Here is a 19,459-nt window from a genome sequence, read left to right on the forward strand (position 1 = left end):
AATGGACAACCGAGGTTCATCGCAGATACGAGCTCCCCGGAGAGTGCGTGAGCGAAAGCAAGCCGCCGGCCCGCAGCGGGTACGACCCCCGGGTCGGACCCGTCGTCGAGGCGGACCGGCCCCCGGAGTCGGAGATCGGCCTCGGGGAGCGGCTCGCCCTGAACGGCATGGGCAGCTTCGACTGGGATCTGGACCGCGGCGTCTTCGAACTGGACGACGCCGCTCTGGAGGTCTTCGACCTGCGGCCCGGCGAGTACGACTCCCGCCCGGAGTCCCTCGTGCTGCGGGTCGCGCCCGAGGAGGGCGCCCGGGTGGACTACGCGCTGCGCCGCGCGCTCCAGTCGGGCCTGCGCAGCTACGGCGGCTACTTCCAGATCACCCGGCGGGACGGCGCCAAGCAGTGGACGCACACCCAGGGCACGATCCTGCGGGACAGCCGCGGCAACGCCTACCGCATCGTGGGCATCGTCCGGGACGCGACCGACGAGCTGGCCCAGACCCCCGACGTGCAGGCGACCGAGATGCCCGCGAGCCGGGCCGCGGACGGTGTGCGGCAGAGCCTGGCCCCGGTGGTGCGGCTGACCACCGAGGCGCTGTCCCGGGCGGTGACGGTCGAGGACGTCACCGCGGTCGTCACCGGCGCGGGCGGGCTGGAGCGGTTCGGCGCCGACGCGATGCTGCTGGCCCTCGTCGAGGGCGGCAACCTGCGGGTCCTCGGCACCACCGGCGGGCCGAACGCGTGGACCGGCGAACTCGCCGTGCGGCGCTCGGACGGGTCGCTGCCGCTGGACGACGTGGTGATGACGATGCGCTCGCGCTTCGCGTCGTCCCTGGACAAGCTGGCAGAGCGCTTCCCGGCCGCGCGTGCCTACTTCGCCGCCTCCGGGATGGCCTCCGCGGCGTTCCTGCCGCTCATCGCGCAGGGCCGCTCGATCGGCGCCCTCGGGCTGTTCTACCGCGAGGAGCGGGAGTTCGGCCACGACGACCGCGAGCTGTACGCGTCGCTCGCCGCGATCGTGGCGCAGTCCCTGCAGCGCGCGATGCTCTTCGACCGCGAGCGGGAGTTCGCCACCGGGCTGCAGTCCGCGATGCTGCCGCGCGACATCCCGCGCTTCGACGGCGTCGGCATCGCGGTCCGCTACCACGCGGCCTCCCGCGGCCGGGAGGTCGGCGGTGACTGGTACGACGTGGTGGCGCTGCCGCAGAACCGCGTCGGCCTGGTCGTCGGCGACGTCCAGGGGCACGACACGCACGCCGCCGCCGTCATGGGCCAGCTGCGGATCGCGCTGCGCGCGTACGCCGCCGAGGGTCACGCGCCCGCGACCGTGCTGGCCCGCGCCTCCCGCTTCCTCGCCGAGCTGGACACCGAGCGCTTCGCGACGTGCAGCTACGCCGAGCTGGACCTCGCGACCGGCGCGGTGCGCGCGGTGCGCGCCGGGCACCTCGGCCCGCTGATACGGCACACCGACGGCCGCACCGGCTGGCCCAATGTGCGCGGCGGCCTGCCGCTGGGCGTGGCCACGGCCGTGGACATGCACGAGTTCCCCGAGACCCGGCTCGACCTCGTGCCCGGCGAGACGCTGGTGTTCTGCACCGACGGACTCGTCGAGGAGCGCGGCCAGGAGATCACGGTCGGCATGGACGTGCTGGCCGAGGCCGTACGGGACGGGCCGCAGGACGCCGACGGGCTCGCCGACCACCTCGCGGGCAACCTGTGGGAGCGCTGGGGCTCGCAGGACGACGTGGCGCTGCTGGTGGTGCGCCGTGACCCCGACCCGGGCACGGGCCTGGCGCCGCGGATGCACTCCTACGTCCACCAGGCCGACCCGGAGGGGCTGGCCGAGGCGCGCGGGGCGCTGCGCCAGACGCTCGCCGGGTGGCGGATGTCCGACCTGGCCGACGACGTGGAGCTGGCGGCCGGCGAGCTGCTGGTGAACGTCCTGCTGCACACCGAGGGCGGCGCGGTGCTGACGCTGGAGGTGCTGCCGGAGCCGGTGCGCCGGATCCGGCTGACGGTGCAGGACCGCTCCAGCACATGGCCGCGCCGCCGCTCGCCGGGCGAGGCGGCGACGTCCGGCCGCGGGCTGCTGATGATCGACGCGCTGTCCGTCCGCTGGGGCGTCGAGCCGCGCGGCGACGGCAAGGCCGTGTGGTGCGAGTTCGGCCCCGCGGAGGATCTGGCGGCGGACCGGACGGCGGAGGAGTCCGGGACCGGGGAGCGGGACGGGCGCGGCCCGGACGGCGGCTGACCGTCCGGGCCGCGGGTGGCGCGGTTCCGCTCAGCTCACGGTGAGCGCGGTGTCGTCGATGACGAAGGACGTCTGGAGCTTGGAGCCCTCGGTCCCGGTGAACTTCACCGTGACCGTCTGGCCCGCGTAGGCGCTCAGGTCGAAGGAGCGCTGCGTGAAGCCGGACGCCGCCTGGACGTTGGTGTACGTCGCGAGCGTGCTCAGTACGGTGCCCGAGGAGTTGAGCACCTGGGCCGTGAGCGTGTCGTAGGCGGTGCTGCCGGTCTCGGCGGTGTCGATGTGCAGGTAGAAGCTCAGCTGTGCGGAGCAGCCCGCCGGGATGGCGGCCGACTGGGAGAGCGTGTCGGTGGTCGCGGTGCCGTAGCCGTCGAGCCAGGCCTTGTACGAGCCGCTGTGCGCCGCCTCGCCGCTGTCGTTGTTGATCACACCGCTGGACGCCGACCACGACGAGGCGCCCGACTCGAAGCCGGGGTTGGCCAGCAGCTGGCGGGAGGTGCAGGTGCCGCCGCCGGTCGGAGGCGTGGTCGGGGGAGTGGTCGGCGGGGCGGTCGTGGTGCCGCCGGAGCCGGACAGCCACGCCGTGGCGTTGAGCGCGAGTGCCGCGTCGGTGCCCGCGGGATCGTTCCAGCCGTCGTAGAGGGTGTTGCCGGACTGGCCGGTGCCGTCGTCCACGGGGGAGCTGTCGCCCCAGATCGCCACCCGGCCGCTGCCGAAGGTGCTGGTGGCGAAGAAGGCACCGGTGTTGCCGGAGTAGCCGGTCCGGTAGAGCAGGCCCTTGACCGCGGAGTTGTCGGACGGGTTGAGCGTGAAGGTGGTGCCGTCGCGCAGGATGCTGCCGGTCACCGTGCCGAACGGGCCGTGCAGCACGGGGTCGGAGGCGTTGCTGACCGCCCGCGGGTTGTCGGTGCTGATGTCGAGCTTGTCGACGGTGAAGCCGAACGGGTCGGTGTTGTCGACGCCGTTGTTCGTCAGCAGGTCGCTGATGACGCAGGGCGAGTCGCAGCCGTCGTTGTTGCGGTCGCTGTTGTTGTGGTCGGAGATCAGGAACAGCCCGCCGCCGTTCTTGACGAAGTTCATGACCGCGGTCTTCTCCGCGGCGGTGAGCTTCACGTTGGGCTCGGGCAGCACGAAGGTGTCGAAGTTGCTCAGGTCCTGCGCGTTGCTGCTGTTGCCGTAGGTGATGGTGCGGCCGGACGGCAGGGTCGCGAGGCTGTAGCCGCCGGCCTTCTGCAGGGCCACACCCCACGAGGACAGCGCGCCGGTCCAGTCGGTCTCCTTGCCGGGCGAGCCGTTCTGGCCGAGCGGGTCGGGCTGGCTGGTGCTGATGATCCAGTCGGCGTTGCCCGCCGTCTCCGCCTTGGTGTTGTCGAACAGCACCCGGTGCGTGGTCGCGGCGGCGGGCGCCGCGCTGTCCGGTGCGGCCTGCGCGCTGCCGGTGGCGACACCGGCCGCGGCCAGGGCGGCGGCGCCCAGGAACGCGGTCGCGGCGAGCGCCGCCCTGCGGCGCGGGTTGGGGTTACGTGTGCCGGGCATCCGTCAACCTCCAGGTGGGGGGCGGTGGGTGGGGGTGCGGGGGGCGAGCTGCGGAAGAGATTCTGCGCGCGTAGATGTGGTGACTGATGTGGCGTGCGTTACCGGTGAATGAACGCTGCCGGTCGGCTCCCCGCCGCCGCAGGCAGACCGTGGGCGATTCACCCGCACGGGCGACCGGCGGGCCGCCCGGTTGCGCCGGGCGGGTGCCGTCGGCCGCCGCTCGGGCCCGGCCGGGAGTGGCGGGCGGCGGCAGCGGGAAGGATGGCGGCACCGCCGCATGGACCGCCTCCGCGCGGGTACCCGCGCCTGGTGGGCGCCCGCTCGCCGCGCCCGCCCGGTCAGGCCCGCGGCAGGAGGAGGAGGAGCAGCATGCCGATCGCCACCGTGAACCCCGCGACAGGGGAGACGGTCCGTACCTTCGACGCCCTGGACGCGGCCGGGGTCGAGCAGCGGATCGCCACCGCGTACGAGACCTTCCGGGAGTGGCGGACGACCGGGTTCGCCCACCGGGCCGGGCTGCTGCGCGCGGCGGCCGACCTGCTCGACAAGGAGCAGGACGACATCGCCCGCATCATGACGCTGGAGATGGGCAAGACGCTGGCCGCGGCCCGCGCCGAGGCGGCCAAGTGCGCCAAGGCGATGCGCTGGTACGCCGGGCACGCCGAGGCGCTGCTCGCCGACGAGCACCCGGACACCGCCGACGTCGCCGACAGCGGCGGGAGCCGCGCGTACGTCCGCTACCGCCCGCTGGGCGTGGTGCTCGCGGTGATGCCGTGGAACTTCCCGCTCTGGCAGGTGGTCAGGTTCGCCGCCCCCGCGCTCATGGCGGGCAACACCGGGCTGCTCAAGCACGCCTCCAACGTGCCGCAGACCGCCCTCTACCTGGGCGACCTCTTCCACCGCGCGGGCTTCCCCGCGGGCTGCTTCCAGACGCTGCTGGTCGGCTCGGGCGCGATCGAGGCGGTGCTGCGCGACCCGCGGGTGGCCGCCGCGACCCTGACCGGCAGCGAGGGCGCCGGGCGCGCGGTCGCCTCGGTGGCGGGCGACGAGGTCAAGAAGACGGTGCTGGAGCTGGGCGGCAGCGACCCCTTCGTGGTCATGCCGTCCGCCGACGTGGACCGCGCGGTGGAGGTCGCGGTGACCGCCCGGGTGCAGAACAACGGCCAGTCCTGCATCGCCGCCAAGCGTTTCATCGTGCACGCCGACGTCCACGACCGCTTCGCCGAGCGCTTCACCCGCGCCATGAGCGCGCTGCGCGTCGGCGATCCGACGAGCCTGTCCACGGACGTCGGCCCGCTGGCCACCGAGCAGGGCCGGACCGATCTGGAGGAGCTGGTCGACGACGCGCTGGCGCGGGGCGCCGAGGCGCTGTGCGGGGCCCGCCGCCCCGAGGCGCAGCCGGACGGCTGGTTCTACGAGCCCACGGTGCTGTCCGGGGTGACGGAGGCGATGCGCATCCACCGCGAGGAGGCCTTCGGGCCGGTGGCGACTCTCTACCGGGTGCCCGACCTGGACGCGGCCGTGGCGCTGGCCAACGACACGCCGTTCGGGCTCAGCTCCAACGTCTGGACGCGCGACGAGGCCGAGCAGCGCCGTTTCGTCCGTGACCTGGAGGCCGGCGGGGTCTTCTTCAACGGGATGACCGCCTCGCACCCGGCCTTCCCGTTCGGTGGCGTCAAGCGCTCCGGCTACGGGCGCGAGCTGTCCGGGCACGGGATCCGCGAGTTCTGCAACGTCACGACCGTGTGGTTCGGCCGCTGAGCCCGCCCGGCCCCGTCTTGTCATGTACATCTGCCTCCCCATGGGGCATCGGTTTCACCCATGGGGAGGCAGAATCCTGCGGTACGTACTCCGGATCTTCACAACCGGCCGGGGCCCGCCCTCGGGCCCCGGCCGGGGTCAGGCGGTCAGGTGACCGTCCAGACGAAGGTCGCGGTGTCCGCCGCGCCCTTGCCGTCCGAGGCCGTCACGCTCACCGTGCTGGTGCCCTTCGCGGTCGGCGTCCCGGAGATCACGCCGTCCTTGCCGATCACCAGTCCCGCGGGCAGGCCCACCGCGTCGAAGGACAGCGCCGCGCCCGTGGACGAGGCCGCCGTGACCGGCAGCCGTACCGCGGTGCCCTTCGGGCCGCTCATGCCCGCCGGGTTGGCCACGGTCACCGACGCCTTGGCGGTGGCCGCCGCGTCGACCGTCTTCGCGCTCATCGCGGTCGCCACGTTCAGCGTCCCCGTCAGCGGCAGGTTCCGCGACGAGTCGCCGACCATGATCTGGTACGCGCCCGCCGCCGTCGTCCAGGACGACGACGAGGTGTTCCAGTACGCCAGGTCGTGCGCGCTCACTGTGAACGTCACCTTCGCGCTCGCCCCCGGCTGGAGGTCCACCCGCGAGAAGCCCTTGAGCTGCTTGGCGGGCTCGCCCGTGGAGGCCGGGTCGCCGACGTAGAGCTGGGCGATCTCGGCGCCCGCCCGGCTGCCGGTGTTGGTGACGGTCGCGCTGACCGTCGCGTTGCCGCTGCCGTCCAGCGCGCCCACCTGGAGCCCCGAGAAGGAGAACGAGGTGTAGGACAGGCCGAAGCCGAACGGGAAGAGCGGTGCGATGTTCTGCGCGTCGTACCAGCGGTAGCCGACCTTCAGGCCCTCGCTGTACTGCACGTTGCCCTGGCCCGGCCACTGCGCCGCGGTGTGCGCCGGCACGTCGTTCAGTGAGGCGGGGAAGGTCACCGGCAGCTTGCCGGACGGGTTGACGTCGCCGAACAGCAGCGCCGCCAGCGAGTTGCCGACCTCCTGGCCCGCGTACCACTCCTCCACGACGCCCTTGACCTGGCCGAGCCACGGCATGGTGACCGCCGAGCCGGTGTTGAGGACGACGATCGTGTTGGGGTTGGCCGCGGCGACCTGCTGCACCAGCGCGTTCTGGTTGTTCGGCAGGTCGATGTTCGCCTGGTCGGTGCCCTCGTTCTCGCCGTAGCCGACGCACACGACCGCCACCTTCGCCGCCCGCGCCGCGGTCACGGCCGCGTTGACGTCCGTGCCGTCGTTGTACGTCACCGAGGCGCCCGTGCCGGCCCGCTTCTTGATCGCGTCGATCGGCGCGACCGTGCCCGAACTGGTCGAGGTGGCGCTGCCGCCGCCGACGCTGCGCACGCCCGCGCCGCCGTCCGGGCCGATGACCGCGATCGAGGTGGCGTTGGCGCCCGCCAGCGGCAGCACGTTGCCGTCGTTCTTCAGCAGCACCGAGCCCTGCTCGGCGACCTGCCGCGCGGTGGTCTGGTGCGCCGCGCTGGTCACGACCGAGTCGCGGTTGCCGGTCTTGTGCTTCTCGAAGATCCCGAAGGCGAACATCTGCGTCAGCACCCGGGTGACCATCGTGTCCAGCGTCGCCTGGCTGACCTGCCCGGCGGCCACCGCCTGCGCCAGGAAGTCGGCGTAGAAGTAGCCGCCCGGCATCTCCACCGTCATGCCGTTGTTGGCCGCGTCCACCGTCGAGTGCGCGCCGCCCCAGTCGCTGGTGACGAAGCCGTTGAAGCCCGCCTCCTGGTAGAGGCCCTTCTTCAGCAGGTCGGCGTTCTGGCACGCGTACACGCCGTTGACGGTCGAGTAGGCGCACATCACCGACGCCGAGGCGCCCTTGCTCACCGCCGCCTGGAAGGCCGGCAGGTAGATCTCGTGCAGCGTGCGCTGGTCGACGATCGCGTTGTCGGCCGGCCCGTTGCGGTTGGTCTCCTGGTTGTAGACGGCGACATGCTTGGCCTGCGCCATCACACCCTGGCTCTGCATGCCCTGGATGCTCGCGGTCGCCATCTGGGCGCTCAGGTACGGGTCCTCGCTGTACGTCTCGAAGGCCCGGCCCCAGCGCGGGTCGCGCACGATGTTCATCGTCGGGCCGAGCGCCACGTCCACGCCCTTGCCCGCGAACTCGTTGCCGGCCACCGTGCCGTAGCTCTTCTGCAGCGCGGTGTCCCAGGTCGCCGCGGACGACACCGCGGACGGCAGCTGCGTCACCCCGCCGAAGCCGTCGCCGACCCCGCTGGGCCCGTCGTGGTAGCCCATCGCCGGGATGCACAGCGACGCGATCGGGTCGGTGTTGCCGATGTACGGGTACGCCTGGCCGTTGCCGTGCAGCATCGTCAGCTTCTGCGCCTGCGTCATGTGCGACAGCACCTGCGCCACCCGGTCGGCGACCGGCGCGGTCGAACCCACCCACGGGCACACGCCGTTGCCGCCGTCACCGCCCGTGCCGCCGCCGGGCGGCTCGGTCTCCCCACCGCCGGGCGAGAGGACCTGCACCTCCCACAGCGAGTAGCCCCACTGCGTGGCGCGCTGGGTGCCGTAGACCCGCACGTAGCGGGTGTGCGCGGTGAAGTCGTGGGTCTCCACGCCGCCCTTGCCCGCGGTGGTGGAGTAGGCGGTGCTCCAGTTGGTGCCGTCGGCGGACGTCTGGATCTGGTACGCCGTGCCGTACGCGGCCTCCCAGTTGAGCGTCACCCCGCACACGTCCTGGGCCGAGCCGAGGTCGACCTGGATCCACTGCGGGTCGGACGCCGCCGAGGACCAGCGGGTGCCGGCGTTGCCGTCGAAGGCCGCCGACGCCGGGAAGGTGCCGGCGTCCTGCGTGGAGGAGGCGGTGGCCGGCTTGCCGGTGGCCGCGCCGGAGTTGCCGCACGCGCCCGGCGTGGTGCCGCCCCCGCCGGTGGTGCCGCCGGTGCCGCCGCCCGAGCTGCCGCCGTAGACCTGGAACTCCCACAGCGAGTAGCCGTACTGGGTGGCGCGCTGGGTGCCGTACACCCGGACGTAGCGGCCGGTGCCGGTCACGTTCAGCGACTGGTTGCCGCCCGTCGCGGTGGTGGTGGAGTACACGTTCGTCCACGCGCTGCCGTCCGCGCTGACCTGGATCTGGAAGGCCTTGGCGTAGGCGGTCTCCCAGTGCAGGTCCACCCGGCTGACGGGCTGGCTGGAGCCCAGGTCCACCTGGATCCACTGCGGGTCGGTGAAGCCGCTGGACCAGCGGGTGCCGTCGTCGCCGTCCACCGCGGCCGACGCGGGGGTGCCGGCGTTCTCGGCGGAGGACGCGGTCGCGGGCTTGCCCTGCGAGAGCAGGACCGGGTCGGCGGCGTGCGCGATACGCGGCGCCGCGACCAGCGCCAGCGCCATGACCAGGACGAAACCGACGAGGGCGGCCAGCCGGGCCTGCGCGGCGGACGGCCCTCTGCGGGCGGACGGTGGGGGAGTGCTGTACGGGGTGTGCAGCATGGGGAAAGCCTCTCTCGCGCGGCGTGGGGGCCGTCGGAGGTGGGGGGTGGGGCAGGCCGCCCGGGTCCCGCGGGGAGGCGGGACCCGGGCGGCCCGGGGTGGCGCGGCTACTGCGAGACGCGCACGTAGTCGACGAGCATCTTCTGCGGGAAGACCGTGCTGGCGTCGGGCGCGCCCGGCCAGTCACCGCCCACCGCGTTGTTGAGGATGATGTAGAACGGGTGGTCGTAGACCCACGGGCCGCGGGTCGATTCCACCGTGGCCTTGTCGGCGGTGAAGAACGCGTGCCCGTCCACCGAGAAGGTCATGTGGGTGGAGTCCCAGTCCACCGCGTAGGTGTGGAAGTCGTTCGCGAAGTCGCCGCCCGCGATCTGGTAGGGCTGGCCGTAGCCGTTTCCGCCGTTGTACGCCGGGGCGTGCAGCGTGGAGTAGACCGAGTCCGGGACCTTGCCGACGTGCTCCATGATGTCGATCTCACCGGAGTTCGGCCACGGCGTGCCGGTCTTGAAGTTCGACCCCAGCATCCAGAACGCCGGCCACAGGCCCTGCGTGCCGGACACCTTGATCCGCGCCTCGACGTGCCCGTAGGTGAAGTTGAAGTGGTCGGAGGTGTTGATCCGGCCCGAGGTGTACTGGTGACCTTGGACGTTCTCCTTCCGGGCCTCGATGACGAGGTTGCCGTTGCCGTCCATCGTGGTGTTGTCGCCGTTGGTGTAGTACTCCAGCTCGCCGTTCTGGCCGCCGCCGGTGTCCTGGGTCCACTTGCTCGTGTCCGGCTTGGAGCCGGCCGCGCCGTTGAACTCGTCGCTCCACACCAGGTGCTCCGGGTTGCCCGGGTTCGGCGGCAGCGCGGGCGGCGGGGTGGGGTTGCCGCCGGTGCCGTAGACGTCGAAGGTCCACAGGCTGTAGCCGTAGCCGTTGCTGCGCGCGGTGCCGTACATCCGCACGTAGCGGCCGGTGCCGTCGACGTTCAGGGTCTCCTTGAAGCCCTTGCCGGTCGTGGTGGAGTAGATGGACGTCCAGTTGTTGCCGTCCGCGGACGTCTGGATCTGGTACGCCGTCGCGTAGGCCGGGTCCCACTGCAGGACGACCTGGGTGATGTGCGCGGTCGCGCCGAGGTCCACCGCGATCCAGCCCGGGTCGACCCAGCCGTTGACGTCGCTGGTGGCCCAGCGGGTCGCCGGGTCCTCGTCGAAGGCCTTGGACGGGGTGCAGCCGGTGCAGCTGTTGGCGTCCTGGTAGGTCGAGGCGGTGGCGGGCTTGTTGTACGACAGCAGCTTCGAGTCGCCGGGCGGGGTCGTACCGCCCGTGCTGCCGCCGTTGTCACCGCCCCCGTTGGCGCCGCCGTTGCTGCCGGTGCCGCCGGTGAAGACCTGGAACTCCCACAGCGAGTAGCCGTACTGCGTGGCGCGCTGGGTGCCGTACATCCGCACGTAGCGGCCGGTGCCGGTGAGGCTGATCAGCTCGGTGGCGCCGGGTCCTGTCGTGGTGGAGTAGGCGGTGGTCCAGTTGCTGCCGTCGGCCGAGACCTGGATCTGGTAGGCCTTGGCGTAGGCGGTCTCCCAGCTCAGCTGCACGCCGCAGATGTTCTGCGACGAGCCGAGGTCGACCTGGATCCACTGCGGGTCGGCCGCCGCCGAGGACCAGCGGGTGCCGTTGTCGCCGTCCACCGCGGAGGAGGCGGGGGTGCCGGCGTTCTCGGTCGAGGAGGCCGTCGCCGTCTTGTGCAGCGCCGCGTTCGCGGTGCCGCAGGCGGCGTTGCCGGTGCCGGTGGCGCCGTAGACCTGGAACTCCCACAGCGACACGCCGTACTGGGTGGCGCGGGCCGTCGTGTAGATCCGGACATAGCGCCCGGAACCGTTTACGGTGAGGTTCTGGACGCCACCGGTCGCGGTGGTGGTGGAGTAGATGTTCGTCCAGTTGGTGCTGTCGGCCGAGGTCTGGATCTGGAAGGCCTTGGCGTAGGCCGTCTCCCAGTTCAGGGTGACGGAGCTGATCGAGTCGGTGGCCCCGAGATCGACCTGGAGCCACTGCGGGTCACTGGCCGCGGAGGACCAGCGGGTGCCGGTGTTGCCGTCCACCGCGGCCGAGGCCGGGGTGCCGGCGTTCTCCGTGGAGGAGGCGGTCGCGGTCTTGCCCTGCGACAGCAGGGTGCCCGCGGCCCGAGCCGGGCTCTGGGTGACCGCGAGGGCGAACGCCGCGAGCATCGCGGCGACGAACGCGAAGACGAGCGAGCGGGGTAGGCGTCTGGACAGAGGTGGGGGGTTGCCGGTCACGGCGTCTCCTGGGTGCGTGTGAGAGCGCTCTCTGATGGCAGCGATGATTACGGCGCTGTTGCTGACACGTCAAGAAAGTGAACGAGATTGGTACCGCTGTTTCACGACGTTCCACGTCGCCGTCGAGATTCGAACGATCAGCGAACTCCTTGCCCGCATAGACGCGTTATGCGGCATCTCGCTGTGTGCAAGATCTTGACGGGCGATCACCCGGGCCCCCGGCCGGTGGCGCCGGGGGTGTGAACCCGGCGCAGCGGGACGTGCCGTACGGCCGCCGCGGCGGCTTCCGACCCTACGCTGGGGCCGTCGCCCCGGCGCCGGAAACGGGCCGGAAAGCGCCTTGACGTGACCCGGCGCCCGGCGCCGGGACCAGACCGACAGGAACGGGGGAGGCCGCAGATGCCCGCGATGCCCGATGTGCCCGAGCCCGTCGTCAAGCTCGTCCGGTGGACGGCGGAGCCCGCGGCGGTGCAGATCCTGCGGTCCGCCGCGGCCGCCGTCATCGCCTACGTGGTGGCCGTGTGGCTGCTGCCCAACCCGGCGCCGCTGACCGCGCCGCTCACCGCGCTGCTGGTCGTCCAGGTGACGCTGTACTCGACGCTCACCACCGGGATCAGCCGCGTCAACGCCGTCGTCGCCGGGGTGCTCGTCGCCGTCGGCTTCAGCGCGCTGGTGGGGCTCACCTGGTGGAGCCTGGGCCTGATCATCGTGACCTCGCTGCTGATCGGCAGGTTCGTGCGGGCCGGCGACTTCGAGATCGAGGTGGCGATCTCGGCGATGCTGGTCCTCGGCGTGACCCGGGTCGCCAACACCGCCTGGGACCGCGTCTTCGAGACGCTCATCGGCGCGGTGGTCGGACTGCTGTTCAACGCGCTCGCGCCGCCGGTGTGGGTGCAGTCGGCGGGGGAGTCCATCGAGTCGATGGCCCGCCGGATGGGCGCCCTCTTCCGCGACATCGGCGGCCAGGTCGCCGGGCACCTGCCGGTCGAGCGGGCCGCCGCCCGGCTGCACGAGGCGCGGCAGCTGGACCACGACATCGCCGAGGTGGACGCCTCGCTGCGGCAGGCCGAGGACAGCCTGCGGTGGAACCCCCGGGTCCGCGAGGGCGCGCTGTCCCGGATCGTGCTGCGCACCGGGCTCGACACCCTGGAGATCTGCGCGGTCGTGCTCCGCGTGCTCTCCCGCACCCTCACGGATCTGGCCAAGCACCGCACCACCGAGCATCTCTTCCCCGACGAGGTGTCCGACGAGCTGGAGCAGCTCATGGACCACATCGCGCACGCCATCGAGAGCTTCGCGGTGCTGATCACCAGCCAGGTCACCGCCAACGCCCAGGCGGCCGAGGACCGCCTCGCGCAAGCGCTCTCCGACAGCACCGAGAGCCGCGACACCATCGCCCGGCTGCTGCTGGCCGGCGTCCAGGAGCACCCCCGGCAGTGGCAGCTGTACGGCGCGCTGCTCGCCGAGGTGGACCGGATCCTGGACGAGCTGGGGCTGGAGAAGCGCTCCGAGCGGCTGGTGGAGGAGCTGGACCGGATCGGCGGCGAGCCGAGCGACCGGCACCCGCGGATCGCCATGGTCAAGCGCCGGCTGGCGGCCACGGGCATCTACCGGCACGCACCGGACGTGCGCAAGATCTTCAAGTAGCCGGTCGCGGTCCCTCCCTGACCGGGCCTCCCCGGCGGTACGGGCAAGCGCTTCCCGTCACCGGGCCGCCCCCGCCCCGCCGTCCCCGCGTCGTCCCCGCGCGGGCGCGCGATCCAACTCCCGCCGTCCGCAAGCGAATCGTTGCCGTCCGGGGCGTAGACGCCGCCGTAGCCCGTCTGTAACACTCTGCCAACACGTACGCAAATAATGAGCAGAACGGCGATGGATACGCATGAGATGAGCGCAACTTCAGATGTTCATCCCGCACGTTTCGAATAGATCGTCTGGACTCCTCTCGGCTGCTCTTCTCCCGGTTCTCCTCCCAACCCCCTGATCCCCCACACACCACAGAGGGACGTCATGAGAACGAAGCGCTCGATACCACGGCTGATGGCGGGGGTGGTCTCCGGCAGTCTGCTGCTGCTCGGCGGCACCACAGCGCTGCCGGCCGTGGCGGCCGCGGCAGCCCCCGACCTGGCCTCCGGCAAGGCCGCGGCGGCCAGCAGCACCAGCGGCAAGAACACCGCCGACCGGATCGACGACGGCGACCAGAGCACCTACTGGCAGAGCGGCGCGGTCAGCGCCGCGGCGCCGCAGTGGGCGCAGGTCAACCTGGGCGCCGGGCGCCTGGTCGACACGGTGCAGCTGAAGGTGCCCGCCTCCTGGAAGGCCCGCACCCAGACCCTGTCGCTGCAGGCCAGCGACGACGGCACGCTGTTCTCCACGATCGTCGGGTCCAAGTCGTACACGTTCACGCCCGACAAGAACAACACGGTCACCATCGACTTCCCGGCCACCAAGGCGCGGTACGTGCGCGCCGAGGTCTCCGCCAACTCCGCCGCCGACTCCGCGCAGCTGTCCGAGATGACGGTCGCCGCCGCCGCGGTGGGCGCCAACCTCGCGGCGAACAAGCCCACCGCCGAGTCCGGCCACGCCGACGTGTACGGCTCGGGCAACGCCGTCGACGGCAACGCGAACACCTACTGGGAGAGCACCAACAACGCCTTCCCGCAGTGGCTGCGCGTCGACCTCGGCTCGGCCGTGCCGGTCAACACCGTGGTGCTCAAGCTGCCGCCGGCCACCGCGTGGGCGAGCCGCACCGAGACGCTCGCCGTCCAGGGCAGCCAGGACGGCAACACCTTCTCCGACCTCGCCGCGTCCAAGGGCTACACGTTCGACCCGTCGAGCGGCAACACGGTGACGATCACCTTCAACACCGCCACCACCCGCTACGTCCGGCTGAACATCACCGGCAACACCGGCTGGCCGGCCGGCCAGATCTCGGAGTTCGAGGTCTACGGCCCCGCCACCGGCGACACCCAGGCGCCGAGCGCGCCGTCCGGCCTGGCGTACACCCAGCCCGCGTCCGGCCAGGTCAAGCTGACCTGGAACGCCGCGACCGACGACACCGGCGTGACCGCGTACGACGTCTACGCCAACGGCCAGCTGCGCACCTCGGTCGCCGGCAACGTGCTGACGTACACCGACAGCCAGCCCGACACCGCCACCGTCGCCTACTACGTGAAGGCCCGCGACGCGGCCGGCAACCAGTCGGCGGCCAGCAACACCGTCACGCGCACCGGCACCTCCGGCGACACCCAGGCCCCGAGCGCCCCCACCGGCCTGGCGTACACCCAGCCCGCGTCCGGCCAGATCAAGCTGACCTGGAACGCCGCGAGCGACAACACCGCCGTCACCGGCTACGAGGTCTTCGCGGGCGGCAGCAAGATCGCCACCACCGGCGGCAGCACCCTCACCTACACCGACAGCCAGCCGGACACCGCGACCGTCACGTACTTCGTGCGGGCGATCGACGCGGCCGGCAACGAGTCGGGCAACAGCAACACGGTGACCCGTACCGGCACCACCCCGCCCACCGGCGGCACCAACCAGGCGGTCGGCAAGCCGATCACCGCGACCTCCACGGTGCAGAACTTCGTCGCCGCGAACGCGAACGACGACGACGTGAACACCTACTGGGAGGGCACCGGCACCAGCTCGCTCACCGTGCAGCTCGGCGCCAACGTGGACACCAGCTCGGTGGTGGTCAAGCTCAACCCCAGCTCCGCGTGGGGCCCGCGCACCCAGACCATCGAGGTCCAGGGCCGTGAGCAGAGCGCGAGCGGCTTCACCCAGCTCGTCGCGCCCAAGAGCTACTCCTTCAGCCCGTCCAGCGGCGGCAACACCGTCACCATCCCGGTGACCGCCCGGGTCGCGGACGTACGGCTGGTCTTCAGCAGCAACTCCGGCGCGGGCGGCGGCCAGGCGGCCGAGTTCCAGGTCATCGGCACCCCCGGCCCGAACCCCGACCTCACCGTGAGCGCCCTGACCGCGTCGCCCGCCGCCCCGGTGGAGACCGACCCGATCACGCTCAACGCGACGGTCAAGAACATCGGCACCAACGCCTCCCCGGCCAGCAACGTCAACTTCTACCTCGGCACCGTCAAGGTCGGCACCGCCAATGTGGGTGCGCTGGCCGCGGGCGCGAGCACCACGGTGTCCGCGTCGATCGGCGCCAAGGACGCCGGCAGCTACCAGCTGACGGCGAAGGTGGACGAGGCGAACACGGTCGTCGAGCAGAACGACACCAACAACTCCTACACCAGCCCGACCGCCCTGGTGGTCAAGCCGGTCGACACCTCCGACCTGCTCGCCTCCCCGGTGGCCTGGTCGCCGGGCAACCCGTCGGCGGGCAACAACGTCAACTTCTCGGTCGCCATCAAGAACCAGGGCACCGTCGCCGCCGCCTCCGGCGCCCACGGCGTCACCCTGACCATCGCGGACGCCGCCTCCGGCGCCGTGGTGAAGACCCTCACCGGTTCCTACAGCGGTGCGATCGCGCCCGGCGCCACCACCAGCCCGGTGAGCCTGGGCAGCTGGACGGCGGTCAACGGCAAGTACACCGTCAAGACGGTGATCGCCACCGACGCCAACGAGCTGGCCATCAAGCAGGCCAACAACACCAGCACCCAGTCGCTCTTCGTCGGCCGTGGCGCGAACATGCCGTACGACGTCTACGAGGCCGAGGACGGCGTCACCGGCGGCGGCGCGAGCGTGCTCGGGCCGAACCGCACCATCGGCGACCCGGCGGGCGAGGCCTCCGGCCGCAAGGCGGTGCACCTGGCGGGCAACGGCCAGTACGTCGAGTGGACGACCAGGAACCCGACCAACACCCTGGTCACCCGCTTCAACATCCCCGACGGCACCGACTCCACGACGCTCAACGTCTATGTGGACGGCACCTTCCTCAAGACGATCTCGCTGACCTCGAAGTTCGCGTGGCTGTACGGCGACGAGGCGAGTCCGGGCAACTCCGCCGGCTCCGGCGCCCCGCGGCACATCTACGACGAGGCCAACGTGCTGCTCGGCACCACGGTGGCGGCCGGTCACAAGATCCGGCTGGAGAAGGACGCGGCCAACACGGCCTCGTACTACAACATCGACTACATCAACCTGGAGCAGGCCACCCCGGTCGCCAACCCCGACCCGACGAAGTACGTCGTGCCGGCCGGCTTCACCCAGCAGGACGTGCAGAACGCGCTGGACACCGCGCGGCAGGACACCACCAAGCTCGGTGTCTACCTGCCCGCCGGCGACTACTCCACGGCCAACAAGTTCACCGTCTACGGGCGGGCGGTCAAGGTCATCGGCGCGGGCCCCTGGTTCACCAGGTTCTACACGCCGCAGACCCAGGAGAACACCGACGGCGGCTTCTCTCTCCAGTCCGGTTCGGGCGGATCGAGCTTCTCCGGCTTCGGGTTCTTCGGCAACTACACCAGCCGGATCGACGGCCCCGGCAAGGTCTTCGACCTGACCGGTGTCGCGAACCTGACGATCGACAACCTGTGGATCGAGCACACGATCTGCGGTGTGTGGGCGACGAACGTCGACAACTCCACGATCAGCAACCTGCGGATCCGCGACACCTTCGCCGACGGTGTGAACCTCACCAACGGCTCGACCGGCAACACGGTGACCAACACCGAGGCCCGCTCGACCGGTGACGACAGCTTCGCGCTCTTCCCGGCCATCGACAATCACAGCGAGCAGGAGACCGGCAACACCTTCAGCAACCTGAGCGTGCAGACGGTGTGGCGGGCCGCGGGTCTGGCGGTCTACGGCGGCGGTGGCAACACCTTCAGCAACCTCTACATCGCCGACAGCCTGACCTACCCGGGCATCACGATCGGCTCGCTCCAGTTCGGCGGCATCCCGGCCCTCGGCTTCGAGGCCTCGCCGACGAGCAACTTCTCCAACATCTCGCTGGTCAGGGACGGCGGCCACTTCTGGGGCCAGCAGGCCTTCCCGGCACTGTGGATCTTCTCCGCGGAGTTCGACCTCCAGGGGCTGCGGATCAGCGACGTGGACATCTCCGACCCGACCTACCAGGGCGTGATGTTCCAGACCAAGTGGAACGGCAGCACCTCGCTCAAGCCCATCAAGGACACCGTCATCACCAACCTGTCGGTGACCGGGGCGCACAAGAGCGGTGACGCCTTCGACGCCAAGTCCGGCTTCGGTCTGTGGGCCAACCCGCAGCCGGAACCCGGGCAGGGCCCGGCCGTGGGGTCGGTGACCATCAACGGGTTGCACGAGAGTGACAACGCCGTGGACATCCAGAACACCACGACCACCTTCACGATCAACGTCACCAACTGAGGTTCCGCAGGCCAGCGCGGGTGCCCGTGTTCGAATCCTGAACACGGGCACCCGCCCATGCCTGCTGACAGTCGGTCAACAGCGGGGTTTCGTATTCAGTTGGTGAACGCGGGGTCTTGACGGGGTATTGGTCTAGTCCTACGGTCACCGATGCGCCGACAGTCAGGTCGGCGTCCATCGTTCCGCCATGTGAACGATGCGGTCTGTCCGCTACGGAAGGCCTCCCCCCATGCAAAGACCGCGCATCGGGCTCAAGCAGCTCGGCGCTCTCACCGCAGTCCCCGCGCTGGCCGCCGGCCTGCTGCTCGCCGCCGGCGGCACCGCCCAGGCCGCGGCCAACGCGGGCCCCGGCTTCCCCGCGCAGTTCGCCGCCCCCTACGCCGAGGTCTGGAACTCGCCCTCGGCCCTGACGACCGTCCGCAACGCCACCGGCCTGAAGTACTTCACGCTCGCCTTCGTCATCGACGGCGGCGGCTGCAACGCCACCTTCAACGGCGACACCTCCATCACCGACGCGAGCTGGACGTCCGCGATCAACACCCTGCGGGCGGCCGGCGGCGACGTCATGGCCTCCTTCGGCGGCGCGTCGGGCACCGAGGAAGCCCTCGCCTGTACGTCGGTCTCCGCGCTGGAGGCCCAGTACAAGCGGGTGATCGACGGGCTGAACCTCACCCGGATCGACCTCGACATCGAGGGCAGCACTCTCAACAACACCACCGCCAACGACCGGCGCAACGCCGCGCTCGCCGACCTCCAGCAGCAGTACGCCGCCCAGGGCAAGCGCCTGGACGTGCAGTACACGCTGCCGGTCTCGCCCAGCGGCCTGGAGTCCAACTCGATCAGCCTGCTGAACAACGCCAAGAGCCACAACCTGAACGTCAGCCTCGTCAACATCATGACGATGGACTACGGGTCGGCCATGGACATGGGCAACGCCGCCATCAGCGCCGCCCAGGGCCTGCACACCCAGCTCGGCCAGATCTGGACGACGAAGTCCTCCGCCCAGCTGTGGGCCATGGAGGGCAACACCCCGATGATCGGGGTCAACGACACCTCCAGCGAGATCTTCAGCACCTCCGACGCCCAGGACCTGGAGAACTTCGCCAAGGCCAACGGCATCCAGGAGCTGACCTTCTGGTCGCTCGGCCGGGACAAGGCCTGCGCCACCAACGGCGGCTCCGCGCAGGACAACTGCAGCGGCACCCCGCAGTCGGCCTGGCAGTTCTCCAGCATCTTCAACGCGATCACCGGCACCGGCGGCGGCACCACCCCGCCGCCCTCCGGCGCCACCGGCCCGGTCCGCTCCGGCTACGCCAACAAGTGCGTCGACGTCGCCGCGGCCGGCACCGCCAACGGCACGGCTGTGCAGCTCTACGACTGCAACGGCACGACGGCGCAGAACTGGACGGTCGGCAGCGACAGCACGCTGCGGGCGCTGGGCAAGTGCATGGACGTCGCCTCGGCCGGCACCGCCAACGGCACGAAGGTCCAGCTGTGGGACTGCAACGGCACCGGCTCCCAGGTGTGGCAGAAGGGCTCGGGCAACACCCTGGTCAACCCGCAGTCCGGCCGCTGCCTCGACGCGACCGGGCCCAGCTCCGCCAACGGCACCCGGCTCCAGATATGGGACTGCTTCGGCAGCACGAACCAGCAGTGGACACTGCCCTCCTGACCGGACGGCAGCGGTGAACGCCCGGCGTCGGGCGGGTCGGCGGACCCGCCCGGCGCCGGGGCCGTCGTCCGGGCCCGTCACCTCCCCACCCGTCACCTCGCCACCCGTCAGCTCACCACCTGCCACCTCACCGCCCGTCACATCCCCGCCCGGATATCCCCGCCCTCACGGCGT

Annotated in this window: 8 protein-coding genes; 5 read left to right on the forward strand and 3 right to left on the reverse strand. The window is 71.3% G+C overall.

Annotated elements, in window-relative coordinates; translation table 11 throughout:
• Positions 1 to 47 precede the first annotated feature (47 nt).
• Positions 48 to 2,249 (forward strand): SpoIIE family protein phosphatase, encoded by a 2,202-nt coding sequence (locus tag ACWERV_RS09350; RefSeq protein WP_452930712.1) that lies wholly within the window; start codon positions 48 to 50, stop codon positions 2,247 to 2,249.
• 30 nt (positions 2,250 to 2,279) lie between these two features.
• On the opposite strand, the gene ACWERV_RS09355 is transcribed toward ACWERV_RS09350, so the two are convergent.
• Entirely contained in the window at positions 2,280 to 3,782 is a 1,503-nt protein-coding gene (locus tag ACWERV_RS09355; protein WP_452930715.1) for a hydrolase, read from the reverse strand.
• 369 nt (positions 3,783 to 4,151) lie between these two features.
• On the opposite strand from ACWERV_RS09355, the gene ACWERV_RS09360 reads away from it, so the two are divergent.
• On the forward strand, positions 4,152 to 5,543 hold the full coding sequence (locus tag ACWERV_RS09360) for an NADP-dependent succinic semialdehyde dehydrogenase (protein WP_452930718.1): 1,392 nt from the start codon (positions 4,152 to 4,154) through the stop codon (positions 5,541 to 5,543).
• A gap of 146 nt (positions 5,544 to 5,689) precedes the next feature.
• Here the strand turns inward: ACWERV_RS09360 and ACWERV_RS09365 are convergent, their stop codons facing one another.
• Both ACWERV_RS09365 and ACWERV_RS09370 read right to left on the reverse strand, forming a co-directional pair.
• Positions 5,690 to 9,031, reverse strand: coding sequence for a glycoside hydrolase family 3 C-terminal domain-containing protein (locus tag ACWERV_RS09365; protein ID WP_452930721.1), 3,342 nt, complete (start codon positions 9,029 to 9,031; stop codon positions 5,690 to 5,692).
• A gap of 107 nt (positions 9,032 to 9,138) precedes the next feature.
• Positions 9,139 to 11,238: a discoidin domain-containing protein gene (locus ACWERV_RS09370; protein ID WP_452930971.1), complete on the reverse strand. Its 2,100-nt coding sequence runs from the start codon at positions 11,236 to 11,238 to the stop codon at positions 9,139 to 9,141.
• Positions 11,239 to 11,715: 477 nt separating this feature from the next.
• On the opposite strand from ACWERV_RS09370, the gene ACWERV_RS09375 reads away from it, so the two are divergent.
• The 3 genes from ACWERV_RS09375 to ACWERV_RS09385 all read left to right on the forward strand — a co-directional run bounded on the left by ACWERV_RS09375 (position 11,716) and on the right by ACWERV_RS09385 (position 19,285).
• A complete protein-coding gene (locus tag ACWERV_RS09375; RefSeq protein WP_398180832.1) occupies positions 11,716 to 12,954 on the forward strand; it encodes an FUSC family protein in 1,239 nt (412 codons plus the stop codon).
• 360 nt (positions 12,955 to 13,314) lie between these two features.
• Positions 13,315 to 17,613 carry a discoidin domain-containing protein gene (locus tag ACWERV_RS09380; RefSeq protein WP_452930723.1) on the forward strand — a complete coding sequence of 1,433 codons (4,299 nt, stop codon included), beginning with the start codon at positions 13,315 to 13,317 and terminating at the stop codon, positions 17,611 to 17,613.
• Between the two features lie 229 nt (positions 17,614 to 17,842).
• Positions 17,843 to 19,285, forward strand: coding sequence for a ricin-type beta-trefoil lectin domain protein (locus ACWERV_RS09385; protein WP_452930726.1), 1,443 nt, complete (start codon positions 17,843 to 17,845; stop codon positions 19,283 to 19,285).
• Positions 19,286 to 19,459: the final 174 nt, after the last annotated feature.

It is taken from the genome of Streptomyces sp. NPDC004031 (genome assembly GCF_053604375.1).

Coding starts and splice junctions, on each gene's coding strand:
- ACWERV_RS09355 (WP_452930715.1), bottom strand. CDS start 3,782: ATGCCCGGCACACGTAACCCCAACCCGCGCCGCAGGGCGGCGCTCGCC.
- ACWERV_RS09360 (WP_452930718.1), top strand. CDS start 4,152: ATGCCGATCGCCACCGTGAACCCCGCGACAGGGGAGACGGTCCGTACC.
- ACWERV_RS09365 (WP_452930721.1), bottom strand. CDS start 9,031: ATGCTGCACACCCCGTACAGCACTCCCCCACCGTCCGCCCGCAGAGGG.
- ACWERV_RS09370 (WP_452930971.1), bottom strand. CDS start 11,238: ATGCTCGCGGCGTTCGCCCTCGCGGTCACCCAGAGCCCGGCTCGGGCC.
- ACWERV_RS09375 (WP_398180832.1), top strand. CDS start 11,716: ATGCCCGATGTGCCCGAGCCCGTCGTCAAGCTCGTCCGGTGGACGGCG.
- ACWERV_RS09380 (WP_452930723.1), top strand. CDS start 13,315: ATGAGAACGAAGCGCTCGATACCACGGCTGATGGCGGGGGTGGTCTCC.
- ACWERV_RS09385 (WP_452930726.1), top strand. CDS start 17,843: ATGCAAAGACCGCGCATCGGGCTCAAGCAGCTCGGCGCTCTCACCGCA.